Annotated in this window: 26 protein-coding genes and 1 pseudogene; 2 read left to right on the plus strand and 25 right to left on the minus strand. The window is 58.8% G+C overall.

Annotated features, from left to right (window positions below):
* The 25 genes and pseudogenes from ACZZZU_RS01245 to ACZZZU_RS01365 form a co-directional block, all read right to left on the minus strand.
* A complete protein-coding gene (locus tag ACZZZU_RS01245; RefSeq protein WP_463549472.1) occupies positions 1-2,580 on the minus strand; it encodes a phage tail tape measure protein in 2,580 nt (859 codons plus the stop codon).
* Positions 2,570-2,689 carry a GpE family phage tail protein gene (locus tag ACZZZU_RS01250; protein WP_463549473.1) on the minus strand — a complete coding sequence of 40 codons (120 nt, stop codon included), beginning with the start codon at positions 2,687-2,689 and terminating at the stop codon, positions 2,570-2,572. The genes ACZZZU_RS01245 and ACZZZU_RS01250 overlap by 11 nt, the downstream gene beginning before the upstream one ends.
* Positions 2,690-2,697: 8 nt before the next feature.
* The gene (locus ACZZZU_RS01255) at positions 2,698-3,048 is read right to left on the minus strand and encodes a phage tail assembly protein (RefSeq protein WP_463549474.1); all 351 of its coding nucleotides are present in this window, start codon (positions 3,046-3,048) and stop codon (positions 2,698-2,700) included.
* A 56-nt stretch (positions 3,049-3,104) separates the two neighbouring features.
* Complete coding sequence (locus ACZZZU_RS01260) at positions 3,105-3,620, minus strand: phage major tail tube protein (RefSeq protein WP_463549475.1); 516 nt, start codon at positions 3,618-3,620, stop codon at positions 3,105-3,107.
* Between the two features lie 47 nt (positions 3,621-3,667).
* Positions 3,668-4,855, minus strand: coding sequence for a phage tail sheath protein (locus tag ACZZZU_RS01265; RefSeq protein WP_463549476.1), 1,188 nt, complete (start codon positions 4,853-4,855; stop codon positions 3,668-3,670).
* Positions 4,856-5,004: 149 nt separating this feature from the next.
* Entirely contained in the window at positions 5,005-5,751 is a 747-nt protein-coding gene (locus ACZZZU_RS01270) for a hypothetical protein (RefSeq protein ID WP_463549477.1), read from the minus strand.
* A 10-nt stretch (positions 5,752-5,761) separates the two neighbouring features.
* Positions 5,762-7,705: a phage tail protein gene (locus ACZZZU_RS01275; RefSeq protein ID WP_463549478.1), complete on the minus strand. Its 1,944-nt coding sequence runs from the start codon at positions 7,703-7,705 to the stop codon at positions 5,762-5,764.
* Entirely contained in the window at positions 7,702-8,307 is a 606-nt protein-coding gene (locus ACZZZU_RS01280; RefSeq protein WP_463549479.1) for a phage tail protein I, read from the minus strand. Before ACZZZU_RS01280 ends, ACZZZU_RS01275 begins: the two co-directional genes overlap by 4 nt.
* A gap of 11 nt (positions 8,308-8,318) precedes the next feature.
* The gene (locus tag ACZZZU_RS01285) at positions 8,319-9,218 is read right to left on the minus strand and encodes a baseplate J/gp47 family protein (RefSeq protein ID WP_463549480.1); all 900 of its coding nucleotides are present in this window, start codon (positions 9,216-9,218) and stop codon (positions 8,319-8,321) included.
* Positions 9,215-9,559: a GPW/gp25 family protein gene (locus ACZZZU_RS01290; RefSeq protein WP_463549481.1), complete on the minus strand. Its 345-nt coding sequence runs from the start codon at positions 9,557-9,559 to the stop codon at positions 9,215-9,217. The genes ACZZZU_RS01285 and ACZZZU_RS01290 overlap by 4 nt, the downstream gene beginning before the upstream one ends.
* Positions 9,556-10,128, minus strand: a complete 573-nt coding sequence (locus ACZZZU_RS01295; RefSeq protein ID WP_463549482.1) for a phage baseplate assembly protein V — start codon at positions 10,126-10,128, stop codon at positions 9,556-9,558. Before ACZZZU_RS01295 ends, ACZZZU_RS01290 begins: the two co-directional genes overlap by 4 nt.
* A 100-nt stretch (positions 10,129-10,228) precedes the next feature.
* On the minus strand, positions 10,229-11,023 hold the full coding sequence (locus tag ACZZZU_RS01300; RefSeq protein ID WP_463549483.1) for a hypothetical protein: 795 nt from the start codon (positions 11,021-11,023) through the stop codon (positions 10,229-10,231).
* A gap of 369 nt (positions 11,024-11,392) precedes the next feature.
* Positions 11,393-12,154, minus strand: a complete 762-nt coding sequence (locus ACZZZU_RS01305; RefSeq protein WP_463549484.1) for a hypothetical protein — start codon at positions 12,152-12,154, stop codon at positions 11,393-11,395.
* Positions 12,155-12,242: 88 nt separating this feature from the next.
* Positions 12,243-12,701: a phage virion morphogenesis protein gene (locus tag ACZZZU_RS01310; protein ID WP_463549485.1), complete on the minus strand. Its 459-nt coding sequence runs from the start codon at positions 12,699-12,701 to the stop codon at positions 12,243-12,245.
* A complete protein-coding gene (locus tag ACZZZU_RS01315; RefSeq protein ID WP_463549486.1) occupies positions 12,694-13,173 on the minus strand; it encodes a phage tail protein in 480 nt (159 codons plus the stop codon). The genes ACZZZU_RS01310 and ACZZZU_RS01315 overlap by 8 nt, the downstream gene beginning before the upstream one ends.
* Complete coding sequence (gene lysC / locus ACZZZU_RS01320) at positions 13,170-13,433, minus strand: Rz1-like lysis system protein LysC (protein WP_463549487.1); 264 nt, start codon at positions 13,431-13,433, stop codon at positions 13,170-13,172. Before lysC ends, ACZZZU_RS01315 begins: the two co-directional genes overlap by 4 nt.
* Positions 13,357-13,719: pseudogene (locus tag ACZZZU_RS01325) on the minus strand (Rz-like lysis system protein LysB); the annotation flags it as partial. The gene lysC and the pseudogene ACZZZU_RS01325, both read right to left, overlap by 77 nt.
* Positions 13,716-14,555: an N-acetylmuramidase domain-containing protein gene (locus ACZZZU_RS01330; protein ID WP_463549488.1), complete on the minus strand. Its 840-nt coding sequence runs from the start codon at positions 14,553-14,555 to the stop codon at positions 13,716-13,718. The gene ACZZZU_RS01330 and the pseudogene ACZZZU_RS01325, both read right to left, overlap by 4 nt.
* Entirely contained in the window at positions 14,552-14,875 is a 324-nt protein-coding gene (locus ACZZZU_RS01335) for a phage holin, lambda family (RefSeq protein WP_463549489.1), read from the minus strand. The genes ACZZZU_RS01330 and ACZZZU_RS01335 overlap by 4 nt, the downstream gene beginning before the upstream one ends.
* Entirely contained in the window at positions 14,859-15,314 is a 456-nt protein-coding gene (locus ACZZZU_RS01340; protein ID WP_463549490.1) for a hypothetical protein, read from the minus strand. The genes ACZZZU_RS01335 and ACZZZU_RS01340 overlap by 17 nt, the downstream gene beginning before the upstream one ends.
* Positions 15,305-15,514: a tail protein X gene (locus ACZZZU_RS01345; RefSeq protein WP_463549491.1), complete on the minus strand. Its 210-nt coding sequence runs from the start codon at positions 15,512-15,514 to the stop codon at positions 15,305-15,307. Before ACZZZU_RS01345 ends, ACZZZU_RS01340 begins: the two co-directional genes overlap by 10 nt.
* The gene (locus ACZZZU_RS01350; protein WP_463549492.1) at positions 15,514-15,975 is read right to left on the minus strand and encodes a head completion/stabilization protein; all 462 of its coding nucleotides are present in this window, start codon (positions 15,973-15,975) and stop codon (positions 15,514-15,516) included. Before ACZZZU_RS01350 ends, ACZZZU_RS01345 begins: the two co-directional genes overlap by 1 nt.
* 101 nt (positions 15,976-16,076) lie before the next feature.
* A complete protein-coding gene (gpM, locus tag ACZZZU_RS01355; RefSeq protein ID WP_463549493.1) occupies positions 16,077-16,793 on the minus strand; it encodes a phage terminase small subunit in 717 nt (238 codons plus the stop codon).
* 11 nt (positions 16,794-16,804) lie between these two features.
* Positions 16,805-17,812 carry a phage major capsid protein, P2 family gene (locus ACZZZU_RS01360; RefSeq protein WP_463549494.1) on the minus strand — a complete coding sequence of 336 codons (1,008 nt, stop codon included), beginning with the start codon at positions 17,810-17,812 and terminating at the stop codon, positions 16,805-16,807.
* Between the two features lie 43 nt (positions 17,813-17,855).
* Positions 17,856-18,719, minus strand: a complete 864-nt coding sequence (locus ACZZZU_RS01365; RefSeq protein ID WP_463549495.1) for a GPO family capsid scaffolding protein — start codon at positions 18,717-18,719, stop codon at positions 17,856-17,858.
* Between the two features lie 155 nt (positions 18,720-18,874).
* On the opposite strand from ACZZZU_RS01365, the gene ACZZZU_RS01370 reads away from it, so the two are divergent.
* Together ACZZZU_RS01370 and ACZZZU_RS01375 are read left to right on the plus strand one after the other, a co-directional pair.
* The gene (locus ACZZZU_RS01370; protein WP_463549496.1) at positions 18,875-20,638 is read left to right on the plus strand and encodes a terminase ATPase subunit family protein; all 1,764 of its coding nucleotides are present in this window, start codon (positions 18,875-18,877) and stop codon (positions 20,636-20,638) included.
* On the plus strand, positions 20,635-21,651 hold the full coding sequence (locus ACZZZU_RS01375) for a phage portal protein (protein ID WP_463549497.1): 1,017 nt from the start codon (positions 20,635-20,637) through the stop codon (positions 21,649-21,651). The genes ACZZZU_RS01370 and ACZZZU_RS01375 overlap by 4 nt, the downstream gene beginning before the upstream one ends.
* The last annotated feature ends 114 nt before the right edge of the window (positions 21,652-21,765 follow it).

The raw sequence follows: 21,765 nt of genomic DNA on the forward strand, positions 1-21,765 counted from the left end.
TTACTCCTGGTCGCTTAGGCGCGAGCGCAGGCGTGCTGCTTTGCTGCGTTCACGCTCGTCGAGCAACTGGTTAAGCATCTGGCGCAGGCCTGCGGTGTCCGTACCGGGCGTGGCCTGAATGGTGATTTCGATGGTGTCGCCCTGGACGAGCATGCCGCCGGCGCCGGTTGAGATGGGGGCGCGCCGATCCACGCTTAGGCTGCTCATGCCAACTGTTCCTGCGCCGATCTCGGTCATTCTCTGAGCCGTATTGGCAACTTGCTTCAATACGTCCTGTTCACCCCCGGCCAGCCCTTGGCCCAGGCCGGCCATGGTGAAGCCGCCCAGGGAGGCGAAAACGCGCGATGGGCTGTGGATGCCGAGCTTCTCTTTGAACCAGCCTATGGTGCTATCGGCAGCGCCTGTGATGCTGTCTTTAACACCTGCCAAGCCATTGGTGATGCCAGTTACTAGGCCTTGCATCAGCATGGAACCGAACTCGGTGAATTTGCTGGGGAGCTCGATGCCGAAGTAGCCCATTACGCCGGCGAATGCACGGTAGAAAAGCCCCAGCGGGCTGAAGTTGATTATCAGGTCTCGGATTCCGGCGAAGCCGCCATCAAAGCCCGCTTTCACCTCGGCCCACAGCCCCATAAAGAACGCTTTGATCGGCTCCCAGTTTTTATAGATCAGGTACGCAGCCAAGGCGATGGCGGTAACCGCGAGGCCGATAGGATTGAGCATTAGCGCACGGCCAATCCACAACACGGCGCGGCCTACCCACGTCAACGCGCCACCCAAGCTTTTGAGAGCGGTCATCAGGCCCAGGCTTTTGATACCGAACAGCATCATGCCGTAGCGCACCACGGCGAATGGGCCGATCAGGCTGGCTAAGCCAATGCTCAGCGCGCCCATGCCCACCATCAGCAGCGCCAGACCCGCCACCGTTTTGATGATCTGTTTTGCCAGCTCCGGGTTAGCACGTACCCAGGCGCCGACGCCGTTGGCGATCTCGCCCAGGCTCTTGATCAGCTCTTTTAATTCGGGGGCAATCACTGCGCCGATTTCGGACATAGCGTTAGTCCAACTGCCCTCGGCGGCTTCCATCACGTTGGTGAGGGTATTGAGCTGCTCATTGACGCGGGTACGGAGGTCGGCCTGGGCTGCCATCTTTCCCTCTACCTCGCGATAGCCGTTAATGCCCTTGGCCATCATAGTGTTGAGGGTAGTGATGGTTTCGCTGTCATCACCAAACATCTGCTTGAGCAGTGCCAACCGGTTTTCAGTGCTCAGCGTTTGCAGCTTCTCTAGCTGTGCGTACATCTTTTCGATGCCGCCGAACTCACCTTTGCCATCGGTGAAGTCGAGTTTGATTTTGACGCCCTTCAGCACTTCCAAATCGCCCAGGGCTTGCTGGATTTTGTCGTTGTTCATCGCGCCCTGGAAAATCTTCCGGTAGGCGTTACCGGCGGCGCCACCTTCCATGCCGGCCTGGTCCATCATCACGAGCAGCGGGGACAGCACCTTGGTGGCTTCCAGCCCCTGCTTTTTGATGATGTCCATCACAGGCGAAATTTTGCTGAAGCCCTGCAGCATGTTGTCGCTGTCCACGCCCAGGTAGAACCCGCGCTGGATGGTATCCATCAAGGACATCATGTCTTTTTCAGTGGTGCGGGTAGCGTCCTGCATCTTGGCCGCAAATTCAGCTGCGGCCGTGACTGGCATTTCCAGCTGTACGCCCAGGTACGCAGCTGCCTCGCCGGTACCGCCCAGCACGTTGGCCGCGCTGAGACCTTGGCGGCGCAGCATGGTCATCATTTCGTTGAAGTCGGCGGTAGTGCCGGGTAAGCGGTCACCCAACTGCTTGGCCAAGTCACTAACTTTCTGGAAATCAGCAGGCACAGAACCATCGCTGCCCATCATCGACACTTTCAATTGTGTCATGGCGTTTTCCGCCGGCGCGAATGCCTGGATGGCCGCGACTACTGGCCGGCCTGCTGCATAGCCAGCCCCCAGCGCGGCAGCGCCACTTGCGGCCATGCCACCGCCTACCTTTTGCGCTCGATCAAATTCGCCACGGGCTTTGGCTAGGCGGCGTTGTTGAGTGGTCAACCGCTCCAGGCGTTTGCCCTGGGTACTGATGGCTTGGTTTGTTTCGGCAATTTTGCTGCGCAGGCTGCGCTCTGCTTCGCCGAGGTTCTTCGTGCTGATGCCGGCAGCGCTGAGTTTATTGCGCACACCCTGCAGGGCGATTTGGTTTTCGCCGTGTTGGCGCTTTAGGTCTGTGGCAGTGCGAATGGCAGACTTTAGGTCGCGCGTCATCTGGCGCGTAGGTGCGCCTGTGGCGGCCATCTCTCGGCCAAGTTGTTTGACCTTGTCCCGTGCGGCGGTAAGTGCCGCCTCGGTCTGTTTAGCGGCCTCGCGCTGAGTGCGCCAAGCGCTGATATCTTTTTGTTGGGTGTTGAGCTCTTTCAGGCGATCGCGTGCTTCTTTCAGCGCTCGGCCGGCGCCGATGCTACCGGCCTGCATACGCTTGAGCGGGGCAGTAACCTTGTCCAAAGCGGACAGGATGACCTGTAGTTGTAGCTTGTCAGCGGCCATCCGCTCCACTCCGCTTACGGGCGCGCTCGCGCCACTCCATCAGTTCAAAAAGGCCCAGCCGATCGAGGTCGACCGGGGCCCAGTGGAAGATCACGGCGATGTCCGCCATGGGTTCTTCTACGCAGACAGGGATACTTCCTTCCGGGCCGACTTCTGCAACAAAAAACTGGCTACAGCCATACCGCACTGAACCAGGTCAGCTGGGTCCATACGGCCGACTTCGACGTCGGTGAGCGTTGGGGTCGTGATGCGGGGCAGCACCTTGCGCAGGGCGTTGACCTCAAGGTTCATCAGGTCAACTAGGGAGCAGCCGCGTAGTTCGCCTGACATGGGTTTACGTAACGTGACGCTGCCAATGGTTTCGCCTGTGCGGGCGATTGGTTCGTCCAGGGCGACGACGGCTTGGTTTGGGTTCTCGACTGCTGCGCTGTCGACCGCAAGTGCGGTGGCAGTATCTGGCTTAGACATGAGGGCTTTCCTTTATGGGGTGGGGTAGGCGCCCCAGGCGGGGCGCAAGGGGTGAATCAGATGCCTAGGGCTTGGCGCTGCGCCTCCAGCATGTCGACGCCGTTTACCTTCTCGATAAAGTTGAGGAGGTCGATTTCCACCACCTCTTCGTTGTCGATGGTCAGCTTGTAGTAGCTGAGGGTGGAGGTGATTTTGTGTTCGGTGTCTTCACCTGGTGTGGCCTCGCCCATGTCGATGGTTTCGTGCCGGCCGCGCACAGACACCTCCACCATCGATACGGCGCCGGTGTCGTCCTGTTGGTAAGCGCCCGCCCAGCGCATGGCGATGCCGCTGGCACTGACTGCGCCGTGCTGCTTGAGCACCTGGACGTCGAGGCCACCAAGGGTCCACTCCATCTGCAGGCCGTCGTCGCTGAAGCCAAGGTCGGCTTTGACAGGGCCGTTCATACCCGCGCCTCGGAAGCCTTCCATTTTTCGGCCTAGTACCGGGAGCGTCACGGACTTGCACACGCCTGCGTAGGAGGTGCCATCGTTGAACAGCATCATGTTTTTGAGTTTGCGGGGTAGAGCCATCGTGGCTATCTCCTACGGCGCGGCCTAGGCCACGCGGTGAAAGTGGGTCAGGCGTTGATCTGGGTGGCGTACTCGACCAGGTAGCGGTCGGTGATGCGCTGGCGGAACGTCAGGTCTTCCAGCGGCGGTACGGGCGTGTAGTCGTAGTCGATGAACAACTTCCCGGCCTTGAGGGTGGTCGGGTCGTTGGCATCCGGGTCGTACCAGGCCTGGCCGTCGACGATGTAGCCGGCGCTCTTCAGCTCGCGGAACTTCGCATTGATGCCGTTGACGATGTCTTTCACCAGGCCAGGCGTCATGGGCTTATCGACGGCCCAGAAGTGCGACCCAGCCATGGTGTCGGCCAACACCTGGGCGGTGCGGGTGTAGTTCTCGAAGGCAAACAGCGGATCGTCGCCAGCAGTGCGAGAACCCCAGAAGCGGTAGCCGCTCTCGTTAATGAGGGTGGTGACTTCGTTGCTGTTGAGGTAGTTGGCGTCGGTAGCTGGGTTTTGCAGATCCCACCACACATCCGCGCTGATACCGGTGACGCCGTTTACGGCGACGTTGGACAGCGTTTTGTGCCAGCCCACTTCCTGGTCGATCTTTGCCCGCAGACCCAGAGCTACTGCAATCGCGGGGGCCACGACGGTGGCGTTTGCGGTGGTGTCCCAGCGCTCAAAACTGGGCCAGATCACCATTACTTCCCTTGCGCCGAAGCCTTCGCGGTAAGCGACAGCCTCTTCCTTGGTTTGGCAGCCCCACGCGCTGACGTAAGCGAAGGCGCGCAGGTCTTGGGCGATGCTGACCAGGGCAGTGGCCACCGGCAAATTATCCAGCCCAGGAATGCCCAGGATGCGCGGAACAATGCCGAGCTTGCCCTTGGCCGCGAGCAGCGCCTTCATGCCGGTGTACTTGCCAGCGGCGGTGACTGTGCCAATTAGGTTGGAAGTGGTGGCGGCTTCTTTTGCAGCGGCGTCCACGCCAGCGCCTTCGGCTACGCGCACAACGATAGCGATCGGTTTGGCCTGGTCTGCGATCGCTTGCAGACTTTTGGCGAGGGTGCCGGTGGTGCCGGCTTTGCCAACGGCGGCTTGCACGTTGGTGAGCAGTACGGGGGTGTCCAGCGGAAATAAGGTTGCATCCGCGTCTGGGCCGGTGCAGACCATGCCGATGACAGCGGTGGGAATAGTGCGAATCGGGCGGATGCCCTCGTTTATTTCGAGGACTCGCACGCCGTGTAGGTAATCGGCCATTGGTTTGTGCCTGCGCGTGATGGGATGACAGTGCACAGGCTGCCGCGCGCGCGGCGATGCGGCGAGGTGTGCGGCTTGTATCTACAGCCTCTACAAGACACGCATAGAAAAGCCCCGCCGAAGCGAGGCAACCCTCCCCAGGAAAATGGTTAAGCGCCGGTGTTATTACCGATGCCGACGACAGACGCCTCAATGGCTGCGATGGTCTCTTCAGCGATGTCTTGAGCGAGCTCGATGTTGTCGGCATTAATCGCGGTTCTGATCAGTTCTTTCGCCTGGAGCCTGGTTGCTCGCAGCTGTACCAGGGCTGCGGTGTACAGCGCAGCCTCGCGCAGAATGTCATCAGCCGCTTGCTTGGCGGTGCGTCCGCCGATGGCCCAAGCCGCGACCATTGGCGGCGCTTCGCCCACGTATCCGGCCGCCGCGAAGGTCTGCGCCTCGATTCGGGCGCGGTCATACTCGACGGCTCTTAAAGGATCCCCCGCTACTTCGCTGCGGGCCATGTCTGCGGCGCTGTCTACTTGGTCGCATAGCGTAAGGCACAAGGCTCGACGGTTAGCGTTCCGCAAATCACTGCTAAACGCCCACGCGCTGCCTGTCCAGATGTGGTCGGCGTCCGGGCGTGGAGTGCGAGTGAGGTCTTTCGGAAGTGGCCCAAGGGCCTCGTAGTAAACCGTTATAGAGCCGTCAGTGGTGCGATAGGCGCCGCCGCGATTGTCCTCAACCTGGACAGCCTTGGAGTCATTCCAAACCCAAGAGTTACCCGCTGCGGGAGGCGGTAATTGCTTCGGAGCTGACACGATGCCGGCGGGGATCTGCAATCCAATGCCTGGGATTGACGGCAGCTCCACTGGGCCATACATGACGTTAAGGTTGTCGAGAGCGTAATAGGGCATTGGTTGGTCCTCAGATCAGCTTGATGCGGCCGGGGTATGCGATGTTCATAGGGCGTGTTTGCGACCCAGCTCGGACGACGCGAGAAGCGTCGAAGTTAAAGTTGTTTACGGTGGAGCCGCCGCCCTGCGTGCCGGTGTGATAGGTGTACAGGGTGTAGTCAAAGGCTCCTGTCCCGCCGCTTTGCACCAGTTGCATCACCCCATTCATAGAACCGGTGATGTTCTGCAGGTTGTCTTGTTGGCTGCTGCCGGCGACTCGCCCCGTGACAGTAAGCTTCGTTACTCCCGTGGCTGTGGCGTTGGCGGAGAGCGTTACGCTGTTAGCCGTCACAGCGATGATCGTCGCGTTGGCAGGCACACCTGTGCCGCTGACGGCCATGCCAACGCCGACCGTATTGCCTGCAAAACTTACCGACGCGACTGCGGCGCTACCGCTTGTGAGCGAGCCGGTAATGACCGATGTATCGACTCCCCGATTGTCGTCGAGCACTCGCATGAACACGCCTCGGCCTTCTGGGCCACGGAATGTTGTGGCTCCATCCCCGCTCGTCCAGCCGCCTTCCATACCAATGCGCGCTGCTTCGGTGGTCAGCATGCCGGACGCTTGCGCGTGATCCCACAGCCACGGCCACTCCGCTCGGGTGTACACGACCGCTCCTAAAGGTCCATTGCCGCCAGGGTTGAAAGCTGTCGTCGTTTCAAAAGTGGGACGGCCCAATGGAGTGGTGTCGAGGCGCCCAATCGGCCACCAGTTTCCAGCGCCATCGCTGCGCAGGTGCCACCAGTCGCCCGCGCCCATCAGGTACAAAAAGCCATAGCCAGCCGGGTTCAGGTGGGTATGCATTTTGATCTTGTTGGTGCCAGCCGCCTGGATGGTAAGACGCGTGTTGCTGTTGTCGATTCGCCGGACAATCGCGTCGACGACGCCGAGGCTAGAGTCGGCTGCGGGTAGCGTGAAGGTGCGGTCACCAGCCGAGGCATCGAGCAGCAGCAGGCCCATTTGCGAAGCCGTTAGAGCTGCTGACGCATTTAGGCTTGTGACGCGCGATAGAGCCGCGACAGCTGGGGCATTCGTTGCGGCAATAACTCGCCCGTATTTATCCACGGTCACGCTGGTGTAGGTGCCTGCACTTACACCGGTGCGTCCCACGGCCATCTCAAATACCAGACCGGTGTTGTTCAACGTAATCGGCGCGTCCGTTACGAGCTGCCAAACGCTGTCGCCGTTGGTGGTTCCTTTTTCGATGTGCACAAACATGCCGGGGGTAACTTCGCTACTGGCGTCTGCATCCAGAGCTCGTGGCCATACCCCAGCGGCGACGATGTAAAGTCCGTTGTCTTTTGCTTGAGCCTGGTTTTTGACGAGCACCCTGTCGCCCGCCGCTAGCAGCACGTCGTCAACAGTCTGGGGGCCATTCATTGTGACGGGCGCGGTAGAGGCGACCACGGCGGAAAACTTGAAGTCTTGTTTGTTCAACTCCTCGAGCACCTTGTTATCAACATAGGTGCGGGTAGCGAGCACGATGCTTGGGTCAATCTTCAATTCGATAGCGGCAGTGCTGCTCACGACCAATACCATGCGCAGCACCTGGGTGCGGCCGGAGCCCTCTGCCAGTTGAGGTTTGTAGCTGGGCGGGCAGTTGCTCACTGCGATCAGCACACCTGCGGCGTCATAAAGCCCCATTTCTCGAATCCACCAACCGCCCGTGGCTTCTGGGATGACCAGCTCCGCGATGATTTGGCTACTGTTCGCTGCATCGATCGACAGCGTGTTCAGATCGGCCCGATAGTTTTCGTGCACAAGAGTTGTCTGTGTCCGAATCGGATTTGGCAAAGCACCATTCCCGTCACCCACGGCCATTTTGCTGATTTGTAGCGGTACGTTGAGGGCGGCTGCGTTAGCGAGCTTTGCCTCGCCGGCGGCCGTAAGAATCGCGTAATAGGTTTGGCTCATGGGTAAACGCTCAGTGTGTCGATTTGGTGTGTGGTGCCGCCGCCCAGCAGCGCATTGCTACTGACCTCGATCGGACCAGGCTCATAGGGGTAGACGGTTAGGATCTCGCCATCGATCGAGGCCGCCGCGACGTAAGCGGTGCCCCGCGTTTCAAGGCTGATAGCAAGCCCGATCAAGTGGCGGCTAACCGGTTTGGCGTCGTCGATCAGCAGTACCAGGGAGTCGTACATCTCGTCGGTGATGCCCGAGTCGAGCACGCCGATATCCAGCTTGAATGTGCCCGGCACACCAGGTGGAGTTTCTTGCCACCACTCCAGTACCCGTATTAAGTAGCCCAGTGGTTCAACGACTCGACGCAGTGCGCCAATCGTTCCTTTGTGGGCATGCACGAACCAAGCGGAGCGAATCACCTGCCGCTTGATTGATTCCGACCAGGACTCTTCCCAGCGATCTACGGAGAACGCCCAGGCCAGGTAGGGCAGCAGTGCCACGGGGCAGCGGGCGGGGTCGATCAGCGACCTTATGGGCACAGGCACTCGCTCAATTTGCGCCAACGCCTGAGCGGCAAGGCGCTCCAGTTGAGTTGCGTTGGAGGGCAGCATCGGGCGCGTCATTACAGCGCCCCCACTGTCACGTTGATAGCTGTGCAGTAGCCAGCCTGTGCGGGCGTGGGAACTATATCGACCCAACCCGTTAGCACTACCTTGCGCACGCCCTCGACATGCAGCGCGGCATAAACTGCAGACGCCGAGACCTCTACACCGAGACGCCGGCGGGCACGGGTAAGCGCTTCAGCCCGAGCCACGGCCGCCAGGCGGATGGGCTCGCTTTCTGGGCCGGTCGTAGCGAGCAGTAACTGCGCGTTGAGCGTGTATTCAATTACGTCGGCGCTTTGCACCATGAGGCGATCGGCGACGGGGCGGCGGTCTTCATCGGATAGGTAGGCGCTGACCACGTCCAGCAGTTCTTGGTCAGCGCTGCCATCGCCTATTAACGCCTGCACTGTCACCACGACTACCGCAGGGCTTGGGCTTTCGGCCGTCGCATCGGCGACACGCCCGTTCGCGCTTCTGGCGTGGAAGATGTAAGAGTTGCGCGGGCCGGCAGTGCTAAGCCCCTCGAACGCCATCTGAGTACGTTCACGAAGAGCATCGTCGCTCTCCATCACCGCATCCGTGTCATCGGTGGCGGGTGTGATTACCAGGCGGTTGACGTTGTAGTTGCCTGCAATCTGCTCAAGGTCGGCACCCCGCGCTTTGGCCAACATCGTAGCCAAAGCCGCTTCGTTTACGCGGCGGCGCCACAGCAGTTCGCGGTAAGCATTTTCCTCGCATAGCTTGGTCAGCGGTTCCGACTCCAACGCTAAGCGCGTTGTGATGGCCGGCTGTTCGGCTACGGGATAAAGGCTGATGAGATAAGCCTTGCGCTCGGCTAGGATCACTTCGTAATCGAGCTGCTCGACGATATCTGGGTCAGGCAAAGCGGCTAAGTCAATTGGCGTCCAGACGCTCATACGGACGCCCCCATGTTCAGTGGAATCCGGAGGCTTTGCAGTTCGTTGCTGTTGAGCACTGTTGCCTCTAGCACCAACTCAAACTGCCCAGCCATTGTTCCAGCGTTGAGCTCCACACGGCTAACTCGGATGCGTGGCTCCCAGCGGATCAGGGCCATGGCGATTGCTGCGTAGGCGAGTAGGCGGGTGGTGCCGTTGCCAGGCTGGTCGATCAGATCCACCAACTGGCTGCCGTAGGCGCGGCGCATAACGCGTGTGCCGATTCGAGTCGTGAGGATGTCCGCCACGCTCTGGCTGATGTGCTCCAGGTCGGTGATGGTGCCTCCCGTTTGCCGATTCATTGCGGCTTGTCCGAGAGGCCGTTGCCCCGCTGAATACCAGGCGTCAGGTGGTTGACCAGGCTGATGCCATCAGCGACGACGTCGATGCTGACCTGCACTTGGCCGGTGATGTCCTGGTTACCGGTTTGCGTGTAATTGCCGACGTGGGAGATATCCCCCTTGATGCTGATGCCTCCGGTGCTTTCAAGCTCGGTGCTGCCGCCGGCGGGCAGGATCGCGCGTAGGTGGTGGGCGATGCTGTCGTACTCGATTACTGCGCCGTCACGGTAGGTGGTTCGGTGCAAGCCATCACGATTGCCATTGGCGGCCAGGTGATCGCTAAAAATTCCACAGAGGGCTACGCCGTTGGCGGTTTGGCCGGACGGGCTGAACAGCAGCACCTGTTCGTCAACGGTGGGCGGATTCCAGACGCGATCGGCGCCAGCGCGCAGGGTGATCCACGGAAGCCAGCCAGTAAGCAGCCTGCCAGTTTGCACGCGCACGCGCGGCGGTTGCATCTGCACCTGGGCTATGGTGCCGATGCGGATGAGGCTTTCGATTAGGCGGGCGAGGGTGGCGAGATCGTTCATGCCGCCGATGTTGGCGGCCTCGCGCGAGCGGCGCAGCTCGCAGAGCTTGTATGAACAGGTTCTACAAGCTCTGTTTTAGATCTGGAAGTGCGGCTCTCCTTTATTCCGCACAGTTACGAATGCTAAATGCGTCTGCAGAAGTAGCTGCCAATATTTTTGAGCTATTAATTCTAACTATTCGCTCACCTGGTTGGGCGCATGTGTCATGTGAGCGTAGTTCTAGATTAAAAGCGAAATTCCGAGCAAGCGATTTTAAACCGTTTTCATAATTAAGGTGTGAGCCAGCTAGTACGGTTACTAATGATGCACATCCGAGAATTCTCAGAATGCTCATTAGTGCGACACGCTTGAATGTTTTGTTTTCGTTTGACGGTGTTTTAGGGGATAGGGCTTTTTTGTTGAATTCGATAAAGTCTACCGTTGTGATAACAGGAACTAGTAGTAACAGGATTAGGGTGAGTACAACCAATGTTAGCAGCAGGAAAGCTATGATTAGCAGGAAAGTCGCAGGAATAGCGATAAATGTCGTCGTATAAGGTAAGGGGTTGACTGCAGTTAAAGTAAATGAGTTTATGATGTATGAGGAATAGCTTAACGAGAAAGCGCCGGAAGCGCCGACAACACTGGCCGCTAGCGCTTTACCTATGAGGTTGTCGTTTACAAATTTGCTGGCGATTTTAGACCAGTCGAAGATGTCAATAATTAGACCTAGTGCCGTAAGTGTTAACGCAGTTGCAGCGGTGACTTGTAACGGTAGGCCTTTCGAAAAAAATAATAGTACAAACCAGACGAATAATAACGCGAGCGCGCATTCATAGAAGGCTTCTTGAGGCTTAAGGTTTTTAATTCTCTCTGGGATATTCTTAATGCGCCTAATCGTTTGTCCGGTGGTCATTTTGCCGCTCTCATGCATAGAAAATGCATGATCCCAGAGCCTTTCGCTTTTTTCAAAGTTATTGGGTTAAGTGTTTCAACTGGTGGTCAAACACTCGATTTGTTTCGTCGTTTGTGAAGCCCAACAGCTCGCGCTTGGAGGATGAACCTCCGGCGCGCCTCGGGCAATGCGGTCGATGCGGTCGATGCGGTCTGTAAATGTGACGGTTGCCTGATTGGCATCGCCTTGGGTTTTTAGATGCCGCACCGTCCTCAGATTGGTGACGATTTTGACCTTATGTTTGATACGGCCAGCCTAGCGGCGCAATTCGTGTTATTTGCGTGGGGCCTAGGCCGTGCCGTCGGGGTGCGCCGCGCCACGATGAGTTAATCAACGGCCATAAATCTCTTTATAGCCATTCAATTGTTTTAACGCTTCCGTGAAATTTGTTGGCGCATGTGTGCCTCGGGCCAGAAAAAGCGTAGTTGGCAATCCAAAAGAAGTTATTTCCTCGCCAGGATTAAATTGCTGTGCAGCTGCGTGTTGCTTACTAATTTCGGCTAGCCAAGCATCTTCGTGTTTCGAGGTTATTATCTTGGTTAGTTTGTTGATGTGCGAGTACACAAGCTCGCAATATTCGATCGCCACTGCCTCGGATGGAATGAGGCCTTTGTGAATTACAGCATTCCTAAACTCTTTCCAGGTTTTTGTGTTTCGTAAGGATGTGTTGGGCAGAGTTGGTTTCTTGTTATCGATCAGGTCTGGGCACTCCTTAGACCATAAGAGCATGGTTAAGACAAACGCTCCAAGCTGTCGCTCTGACGCTGAATCGATAGCTTGCCATGCCTTTTTTAGTTCGTCTTCTGGGATTTGGAAGCTGGAGCTTACCACTCGTATGCAGAGCTCGTAAAAACGCTCAAGTGCCGCAGCAATCGTTGAAATTGCTTCTCTCGGGTAGCCATCTATTAAAGCCATAGCACCCATTTCAAAAAGAATTTCGTGCTTATGATGGTTAAAAACTATAGACGTCTTATGTCCGCGAGAACAGACGGTTTCGTGAATGTTGTTATCGCCAATTTCCACGAGCGAGAACACTGGCTGTGTAAGGCCGTCAACCGTAAAGCACTTTATGCAAGCTGTTCTCAACTTCAAAGCTCTCTCCTTATCAATCCACTCTTTCTCCGTGGAGTCGGGTGTTTAGATGCCCATTACGGCCTTGCGCGCGCAATTGATGGTGAGCTTAGCGCGTCAGGTGCCGTAGTAGGTTGCCCAAAACCAGTTCTCGCTCCGCTTCGGTTAGGCCGAGCAGCTCACGTTTCGCATATTTCACGTCAGGCGCGCCTCTGCCTGGCCGATCCCTTAGTCCTTCCTGATGGACGCGAGCGATGCGGCTTATACGGCCGGCGAAACTGATGGTCGCGGCGGTTGCGTTGCCTTGTGCTTTTAGGAACCGAGCGGTGCGCAGCTTCGTGAACATCTTGGCCTTACGCTTGATGCGTCCGGCCTTGCCGCGTAGATCTCGCTTTTTCCTGGGGGCATAGGCGCTGCCGTCGGGGTTGCGCTGGGCCAGTATGCGTTGCTGCTGGCTGCGTCTTACTTCTTGGGCGACGGTGCGGGCCAATTTGCTCCGCTCGGCCGGCCCGACGCGCATCATTAGCGGTGTCAGCCAGTTGTGGAGCTCGTCGACCATGTCAGCCACGGGGAACGTACCAGGCGTCTGTTGGCAGTTGGCCTTCGGCTGGCCATCCCGCACTGGCGAAGGCCGCAGACGGCTGCGGTTCCTGCGGGTGCGTAACGGTGGTGGCGCCGTGGGCGTCCGTTGCCACGACTACCCGCTCCGTTAAGGGCAGGGTGATAGCCATGTCGACCTTGTCGTTAGCCAGCACGTCCACTTCAAATCCGATGCCCTGGGCCACCTTTTCCAGGTTCGCCAGCAGCTCCAACTGGTGAACGCTTATCCAGCCCAGCAGGGGCAACATCACCGCGTCGGGGTCGCCAGCGTAGTCAGTAATGATTAGCTGCATGTTGTACACGTATTCCCACGACAACGAGGCCGCCGCTGTGCAGCGAATGTTGCCGTCGTCGATAAAGATCAGCAGGCGATCCGGATTTTGTTTTAGATCCGGCACGCAGGCCAACAGGTGGGCGCGCAGGCTGTTGGGCTTGATCACGGGGCGGCCTTCGACTGTTGATGCCGGTAGATCATGTCGACCTGGGCCGCGCATTCGGCCCAGGCCAGCTCTGCACGGTCTACGTCGGTGAGGAGGTTGCCGTTATTAGTAGGCGCCGTCGCCGGAAGAACGCACGGCACCACTACCGGACACCCAGTCTCGGTAAGCATCGGCTCCGGTGAGAGAGGGGCGCTGCCGCAGCCGGCGAGCAGTATCAGGGAGAGGCTCAGCGGCCCAAGCCCGCAGATCAATATTTTCACGTTCGAGCTCCTGGATCTGGTGTTCGCGCTTGTTGGCTCCAGCGCGCAGTTGATTGATGGTGGTACGCAGCCCTTGCTGGGCATCGCGTTCCTTCTGAAGTGCCTGGTCTAGCGTGGAGATGATGTTTACCTGGCGCTCAATGCGTTCGTTGGCCTGCTGCTGTTGTTCGCTGGCGAGTTCGGCGCGTGCGTCCTCGGCTTGTGTGCGAAGAAGCTGTGTCCAGAGCAACACGCCGAGGGCAACCAACAAGGCAACACCGTAAGCAGCCTGCCGCAGCATGGTCATGCCGCAACGCTCCCACAGTAGCCGTCAGCGTGCCGCTTGTAGGCTCGCTCCAGCTTCACGTCGTAGAGGTTTCGGGCATAGCCTGGGCCGTTGTAGCGTTTAGCGAAATCTGCCCACTTGCGGGCCTTGAGTGCCTTCAACAGCACCGGGTCCGCCTCAATGAAACGCACAAAGGCTTCGAGGTGTTCGCTCTCGTCTTTCTGCATGCGCTCGACGAAGTCGGTCACGCTTGGATAGCCCAGCGAAACGGCGTGGTAGCCCATGATCTGGAAGGCGCCCCAACTGGTCGATTCCAGGGCGCAAAGGTCGTCGATCAAGCGAGCGCGTGCTAGACGTTGGTGCTCGGCGATATCACCGGAATATCCGCCTGCCTTTGGGTTCACCAGGGCAGGGTACTGAGCAGCGAGGGCGTCGGCGTGCGCCTTCAACTCGTGCAGGTCGTCGCTGGCATGGCGGGCGGCGCTGAGCTGGCGGTACATGATGTGTCGCTCAAACAGGATCGCTGGCTTGCCGTTGGCGAGGAAGCCTTTACCAGCACTCTCCACCTCGTTTACGGCATAGACAACAGCCACTTCAACGCCGAGGCGCTTGGCGGCGGCAATCAGATCCGCGGCTTTCAGCAACCGCGAACAATCTCCGCCCGTCAGAGCGAGCTGGGTTTTCTCGCCAGCAATGCCGTCGTCGACCAAGCCAATCTGGCGCTGGAAGGCACGAACAGCTTCCTCGGTAACGTCACCGAAATCACCGTCAGCAACCAATCTGGCGCCCCTGGCGTTTAGCGCTTTTTGCAACTGTTGTACCGCCTGCGAGCGGTCGCCGTGTCGGAGTGTGGTCATAGCTGCTCTGCCTTACGGTTGAGGACTTTGCGAGCCTGCGAACGCGTCCACTCGACACCCAGTAGGCCGATTATTCCGCCAAAAAATGGACCGGTACTGACAGGGATACCCAACAAGGCCAGGCCGTGGCTTGCCGCCAGTGCCAGCAGGCCGCAGAGCGGTGCTTCCAGCATCACCCGGCGCAAATTGCCGCCGCTGTACATCACGCGCAGGCCGGCAATCAGGGTCGCTAAGAGGCCGGCGTACAGCGCAGGCCAGTTGTTTTCGAGCCACGCCATCAGCCAGGCCCACGTTTCAGGACGATCAGGCATGTGCTTCATTCCGTGGCCCAGTGTTGGTGATTTCTTGGACGCGGCGCACGACTTCACCAAGCAGCGCGGGGCTGTAGCGCTGTGCCAGGGGGAAACCCAGGGCGGCGGCACAGAACTCGCTGCAGAACATGCGGCGTGGGTTATCGACGGTGATGGGTACGAGCTGGCTGCCGAGCAAGCCAAGCCAGTCGTAACCCTTGCCTTCGTTGTCTCGGTAGAGCTTTTCGATCAGGGCAGCGTTAGCCCATGGCACGGCGATAACGTCCCACTTGCCGTCCAGGGTGATCGCTTTGGCGCGGACGCCGCCATCCATGGCCGAGGCCGACAGCCAGCGGCCATCCGGCATGATGATTTCGCAGTGGCTGTATTTGGAGCGCGTCCACAGGCGGATCAGGGCGTTGAACAGCGTGCCTTTTCCTTTGTAAAGCGCTAGGTAGATCAGTCCCATAGGTTCACCGTTTGTCGTTGAGGTTGAGGGGCTTCATCGGGGAGGGTGATGGTGGTGCCCTGGGGGATTTCTGCGCCAAGGTCAGCCAGGCCTGGGTTGGCTTCTAGTACGGCTTCGGTGATGCCTGCGGTGCGGCCGTAAGTACGCCAGCAGATGGAGTCCACGGTGTCGCCCTGGAGGGCGCGCGTTGTGTTGGCCATCAAATCAACTCCACCGTGGTCCGCCCAACGCCAAGCAGGTCACGCACGGCCCAGCGCTGGTCGCGGCGGTATTCGTCGATGCTGCTGGTTTCTTCTGCAGCTTTGGCTTCGCCGCTATTGGTGGAGTCGTAGCTGCGGTATCGCTCTGCGACTTCGGCGCTGGTGGCGCAATACACAGCACGCAGATAGCTGTGTACCAGGACGCTCTTTCCGCCGATTTGATCCGCTGGCACTTCGGCAAGCGATGCGTGGCCGCTGGCCTGCCATTTCAGTTTGCAGGTGCGGAGGTCTTTGTTGACGCTGACCATCGCGGCGACCGTGGCCACCTCCAGGCGAGCGTTAGTGATAGCGCTCTCGATACGTTGTGCATCGCGCAGCTTGTCGGCATCGATGTCTGGCCAGAACCCGTCGTTGACTAGGTTAAACCCGGTGGAAACACCACCAGCCACGAAACCATTCATGTGCTGCGCTCGAATTAGAGGGCGGTGGTCGGGGCGGATCAGCACGGAGGAATGCCCATGCTGATCCGCCCCGAGCCGCCCGGGTTGCGGGGTACGCTCGGTTAGCTGGCCGGTGGAACCGGCACAGCGTGTTTCTTCAGGAGACGTTCAACGCGCTCCAGATCCTTTTTGCCACCGCAGTTGCTATGCAGCTCGATGGCGCGGCTCAGGTATTGCTTGGCCCGCTCAAGCGACGGTAACGCTTCTGCGGCTGGGGTTTCTTCGTTGACCTGGCCTGCGAACGCTTTGCCGAGTGCGAGCTGCAACTTCGCGCGGACCTGATCCGGCATGTCTTGTTTTGCGGTAACGCTCTCGGTGGTTTCCAAGATGCTGATCGGGAAACGGTCGCCTGCTTTCTGCGCCTTCAACGCGGCCTCTGCGACCTCTTCCGCCACCAAGGTTCCGGTGGTGCGCTCGAAGCGATCTGGCATGACCATCTTGTGCTTCAGCACGTAGTCGGCGATCAGCAGGCCAGCCTCAAAGGCGCCGGCATCAAACGACCAGATCATGATGGTGGTGAGCACTTCGTCCTGGGCGCCATTGCCAGCTTCCAGTACGCCCCGAACATAGGCTCCATATGCCGGCAGCAACTGAAGCTTCAGCTCGGCTTTGCCTGCGTTGGATTGCACCTGCTTGAGTCGCAGGCGGTCCTGCAGGAGCTGGGCGAGCTGCAGCTCGTAGGCGGTCGCGCCCGCCATCGTTTGATCTGGTCCAGATGCCGCCTCCGCAGCTTGGGCTGCGGTGACGCGCTGGAAGTGCTGGCGGCAAGGATTGGTCATGGTGGCTTGCCTCAGCTCAGGACGATGTTTTCGGCCAAGGCGGCGCAGCCCAGATCCTCGATGACGTACGCCTCGTTGACCGATTCGTAGTTCTCGACGCGGTCACGCTTGGCATTGTCCGACACGGTGCGGCGACGAGTGCCCTCCTGCCAGTACAGGGACAGGTTGTCGAGGCGAGTTACCAGCAGCCCGTTAGCAGGGAAATACGGCACGCGAACAGCAGGCAGGTTGCCGATGCGTTTCTGGCTGGTAACGATGTCCGCTGCCAGCATCTCAGTCGGAACGTTTGGCTTGTTGATGATCGGGAAGTACTTGTCTGCCAACAGTTGGCGACCGCAGACAACAACGAGCTGCGGGTCTTCCTGGTACCAGGGCTCGATGAACTCGTTGACCATGCTGAACACCAGGGCATCGAGGTTCTCGAAGTCGTCGCCGGCGCCGATGGTGATCTTGTTGCTAGCGGCCACTACTTCCTTGAGCACGCGGGCAGCGTTCTCGGTGCGCATCTTCTGTAGCCAGCCGATGTTTACGTCCTGGCGCAGCGGATTAGTGGCTGGGTTGGAGGTGGCGGCGCGGCTGAGACCGTTCCAACCGATCATGATGCGGTCGAGCGCCATGCGCTGCAGGATCGCGTCACGAATGCGCGCCTGGAAGTCCTTGAACTTGGCCCAGGCGTCGAGCTTCGCGTAGGTCAGGTGGGTGTCGAAGTTGGTTTGGGTACAGGCGTAGCCACGGTCGTCCAGAGTGGTCAGGTCGGTGGTGGCGCGATCAGTTGTCGCCGTGTTTGTGGTGCTGGCCACCGGACCGGAAATACCCAGGCCGATTTTTTCGCCCATCTGCTCGGACACGCCGTAGATGTTGATGGCGCTGAGAAACTGGCTGGACTCCTGAATGCGGGTTTCCAGCGTTTGCGCAACGCTCGGGTCAGCAGTGAATTTGGTGGTGACATCGGGCACGCCATGCAGCTTTGCGAGCTGGGACAGGTAGGCGTTGAAAAGGGCACGGGTTTCGTTACGCATGGTGTTCTCCGGTAATCCTTGGCTGGGCTTGTCCGTGGGGGGATCAGCAGTCGGTGACTACGTCATCAGCGCCGCCGGTAACGACCGGGCGTTTTTGCTGGCTGTGATCTTGGGTGGTGTCGAGGCGTTTGAGCAGGTCGGCAAAGTCGCTGCTCAGCTTCTCGTGTTTGGTTTCCAGGGCCTTGCGGGCTTCCTGCTCATCGGCAAATGACTTGCTCTGGTCGGCCGCGTGGCCGGCGAGCGCTTCGACCGCTTCGTTCAACTCGGAGAACTGGGCGTCATCCTTGACCGCTTTGTCCTTGCTCTTGCCGAGCAGCTCGGTGACGCGTTTGAACAGGCCTGCGACCTTGCTCTCGCTGTCGACCAACTCCTCGAATTTGATTTCAGCTTCTAGGGCTTCGGTGAACATTGAGGTCGCCGAGTAGTGGCGATCCTTAAAGGGGCTGGCGTCTGGCTTCTGGGCGGAAAATGCCAGGACATCGGTGCCCAGGCTGGCCGGCGAATCAGTCACTGCAAGCCCGACGATGTAAGCCTCGCCGCTGTCGGCAAAGCTCTCGTCGATCTCGATCGAGGTGTAAATCTTCTGCTTGGCCTTGTTCATGGCGACCAGCTCAGGAGTCGGTTCGATCTGCGCGAACAGGGCCAGTTTTTTCTGACCGGCGATCTCTACCTCTTCAGTTTTGACCGCCGTGATATCGCCGTACGCTTTGAACGGGCTGTCTGGCAGCAGGCTGCGGTAATGCTCAAGCCATACACGGGCGCCGTAGGTGTTCTGGCTGAAATTTTTGGCTGCTTGCTCAAGCCAGTTACGCTCGATTTTACGTTTGTCGGTGGTGGCGCCTTCGACAGCCACGCGGAACCAGTTGGAGCGAAATTTCGAGCTGGGATTGTTGTTGGTACCGGCCATTCGGGTTGTCCTCGATGCGTTGGCGGCTTGCTGCCGTTGCGTTGAGGGCATGGTCGATTTCTGAGGGGATACGAGCAATCGCCCAAGCTTGTAGCGGGCGCGCTTACAGGGCCGGGCGCTACTGACGCTCGCGCGAGGGCGGCAGCATCGGCGCCATGAATGCTGCCCTAGAAAACCCCATCCGTGATAACCGCCGCCAGGCCAAGTTTTTGTACTGGACCGGCTGGCGCGTCTGCGAAATTGCGGAGTACTTATCCGAGAAAGAAAAAACGGTCCACGCCTGGAAGTCGCGAGACGAGTGGGATAGGGCGGACAACGTCGAGCGAATCGGCGGGGCGCTGGAGGCACGCCTTGTTCAGCTAATCCTCAAGGACGGGAAGTCGGGCGGCGACTTCAAAGAGATCGACCTTCTGCATCGCCAGCTTGAGCGTCAGTCTCGTATTCAGCGGTACCAGGGCGGCGGTACAGAAACGGATTTAAATCCCGAGCTGGCCAAGCGCAACGATGGGCCGAAGAAAGCACCGAAGCGTAACGAGTTCGCGGAAGAACATATCGAGCTGCTGACCGAAGCGTTCGTCGACGGATGTTTTGGGTATCAGTTGGACTGGTACAAAGCCGGCAATCAGCGCACCAGGGCCATTCTCAAATCCCGCCAGATTGGCGCGACGTTTTACTTCGCCCGTGAGGCGCTGATTGATGCTCTGACCACCGGGCGAAACCAGATTTTTCTTTCCGCCTCGAAAAACCAGGCTCACATTTTTAAGGCGTATATCCAGTCGTTTGCCCGTGAGGTAGTGGGTGTTGAGCTCACCGGCGATCCAATCATTCTTTCCAACGGGGCCGAGCTGCACTTTCTCGGTACCAACGCTCGCACCGCACAGGGGTATCACGGCAATTTTTACTTCGACGAGTTCTTCTGGACGTTCAAATTCAAAGAGCTGAACAAGGTCGCCAGTGGCATGGCGATGCAGAAGCAATATCGGCGAACGTATTTCTCGACGCCGTCCAGCATGGCCCATGAGGCTTATACGTTCTGGACAGGAGAGCGATTCAATAAGGGCAAGCCAGCGGCGCAACGTATCAGGCTGGATGTATCCCACGACGCCTTGCAGCAGGGCCGATTATGTGAGGACCGTGTGTGGCGCCAGATCGTGACGATTCTGGATGCTGAAAGCCGGGGTTGCGATCTTTTCGACCTGGAAGAGCTACGTCTTGAGTACGACGCCGAGGCGTTCCAAAACCTGCTGATGTGTCAGTTCGTCGACGACGGGGCGAGCATCTTCCCACTGACCATTCTTCAGCCATGCATGGTTGATAGTTGGGTGGAATGGTCGGAGGACTATTCACCATTCTTGCGGCGCCCATTTGGCGATCGCCAGGTTTGGGTGGGTTACGACCCTGCTGAGACTGGCGATAGCGCGGGGCTGGTGGTGGTAGCTCCGCCAATGGTGCCGGGCGGCAAATTCCGCGTACTTGAGCGCCACCAATTTCGCGGGATGGACTTTTCTGCCCAGGCCGAGGCGATTCGCCAGGTCACCTTGCGCTACTGGGTAACCTACATCGGCATCGACATGACAGGCATGGGATCGGGTGTCGCCCAGCTGGTTAAACAGTTTTTCCCAAGCCTGACCACCTTCAGCTATTCGCCAGAGGTGAAAACGCGACTGGTCCTCAAGGCCTACGACGTCATCCACAAAGGGCGGCTTGAGTTCGATGCCGGCTGGACCGACATGGCGCAGTCGCTAATGGCAATCCGCAAAACAGTCACCCAGAGCGGCAGGCAATTCACATACACATCCGGGCGCAACGAAGAGACCGGTCACGCCGACTTGGCCTGGGCGCTCTTTCACGCATTGCATAACGAACCCCTTGAGGGGCAGACCGCCGCCAACACCGGCCGCATGGAGATTTTTGGATGACTACAGGTAACGAGCTGGCGGTCAGCACCGCTGTTGGGCAGAAGGGGGCGATGGCTTTTACGTTCGGCGAGCCTGAGTCAGTGCTTTCCTCCCGCGAGATTTTTGATTACCTGGAGTGCTGGCATAACGGCCGCTGGTACGAGCCGCCGCTTTCCATGGACGGGTTAGCCCGGTCGGTAAAGGCAAGCGTGCATCTGGACTCCGGGTTGCGCTTTAAACGCAACCAACTGAGCCGGAGCTTCATTCCTCACAAGCTGCTATCGCGGCAGGCATTTGAACAGTACGCGCAGGATTACCTATGCCTTGGCAACGGCTACATCGAGCGGCGCCGCTCACAGATCAACACCACGGTGTCGCTAAAACCAACCCTGGCGAAATACATGCGCGTGGGCAAAGACGGTCGCTTCTTCCAGGTGCAGGGGTGGAGGGATGAGCACGAATTTGAACCCGGTAGCGTTTTCCACCTGCGCGAGGTTGATCTGCACCAGGAGATTTATGGCCTACCCGAGTGGGTCAGCGCTCTCCAATCAGCATTGCTAAACCAGTCCGCCACTCTGTTCCGACGCAAGTATTACGAGAACGGTAGCCACGCCGGTTTCATCCTCTACATGACCGATGCCGCGCAAAGTGAAGACGATATCGACAACCTGCGCACCGCCCTCAAAAACTCCAAAGGGCCGGGCAATTTTCGCAACCTGTTTGTATACGCCCCCAACGGCAAGAAGGAAGGCATTCAGCTAATTCCGGTCAGCGAGGTGGCCGCGAAGGATGAATTCAATTCGATCAAAGACCAAACCCAGGGTGACGTGCTCGCCGCCTTGCGTGTTTACCCACAGCTGATGGGAATCGTGCCGAAAAACGCCGGCGGATTTGGTTCGCCGCGTGAGGCTTTTGAGGTTTATGCCGCGCTGGAGATGGAGCCAATTCAGGCCCGCTTGGCGTTGCTCAACGATTGGGTAGGTGAGGAGGTCGTGCGGTTCAAACCGCTGGAACTCGCCCCAAAGGGGGAGTAGTCCCCCGCGCAGCGAAAAAACGAGGCGACGAGCCGGTGCGTCAACACCAGCTCGACGCTGTACCACTCGAGCTAGCCGAGTGATCCAACCAAGGCCTCGCCCCACTGCGCAGGG

It is taken from the genome of Pseudomonas sp. AC136 (assembly GCF_979258585.1).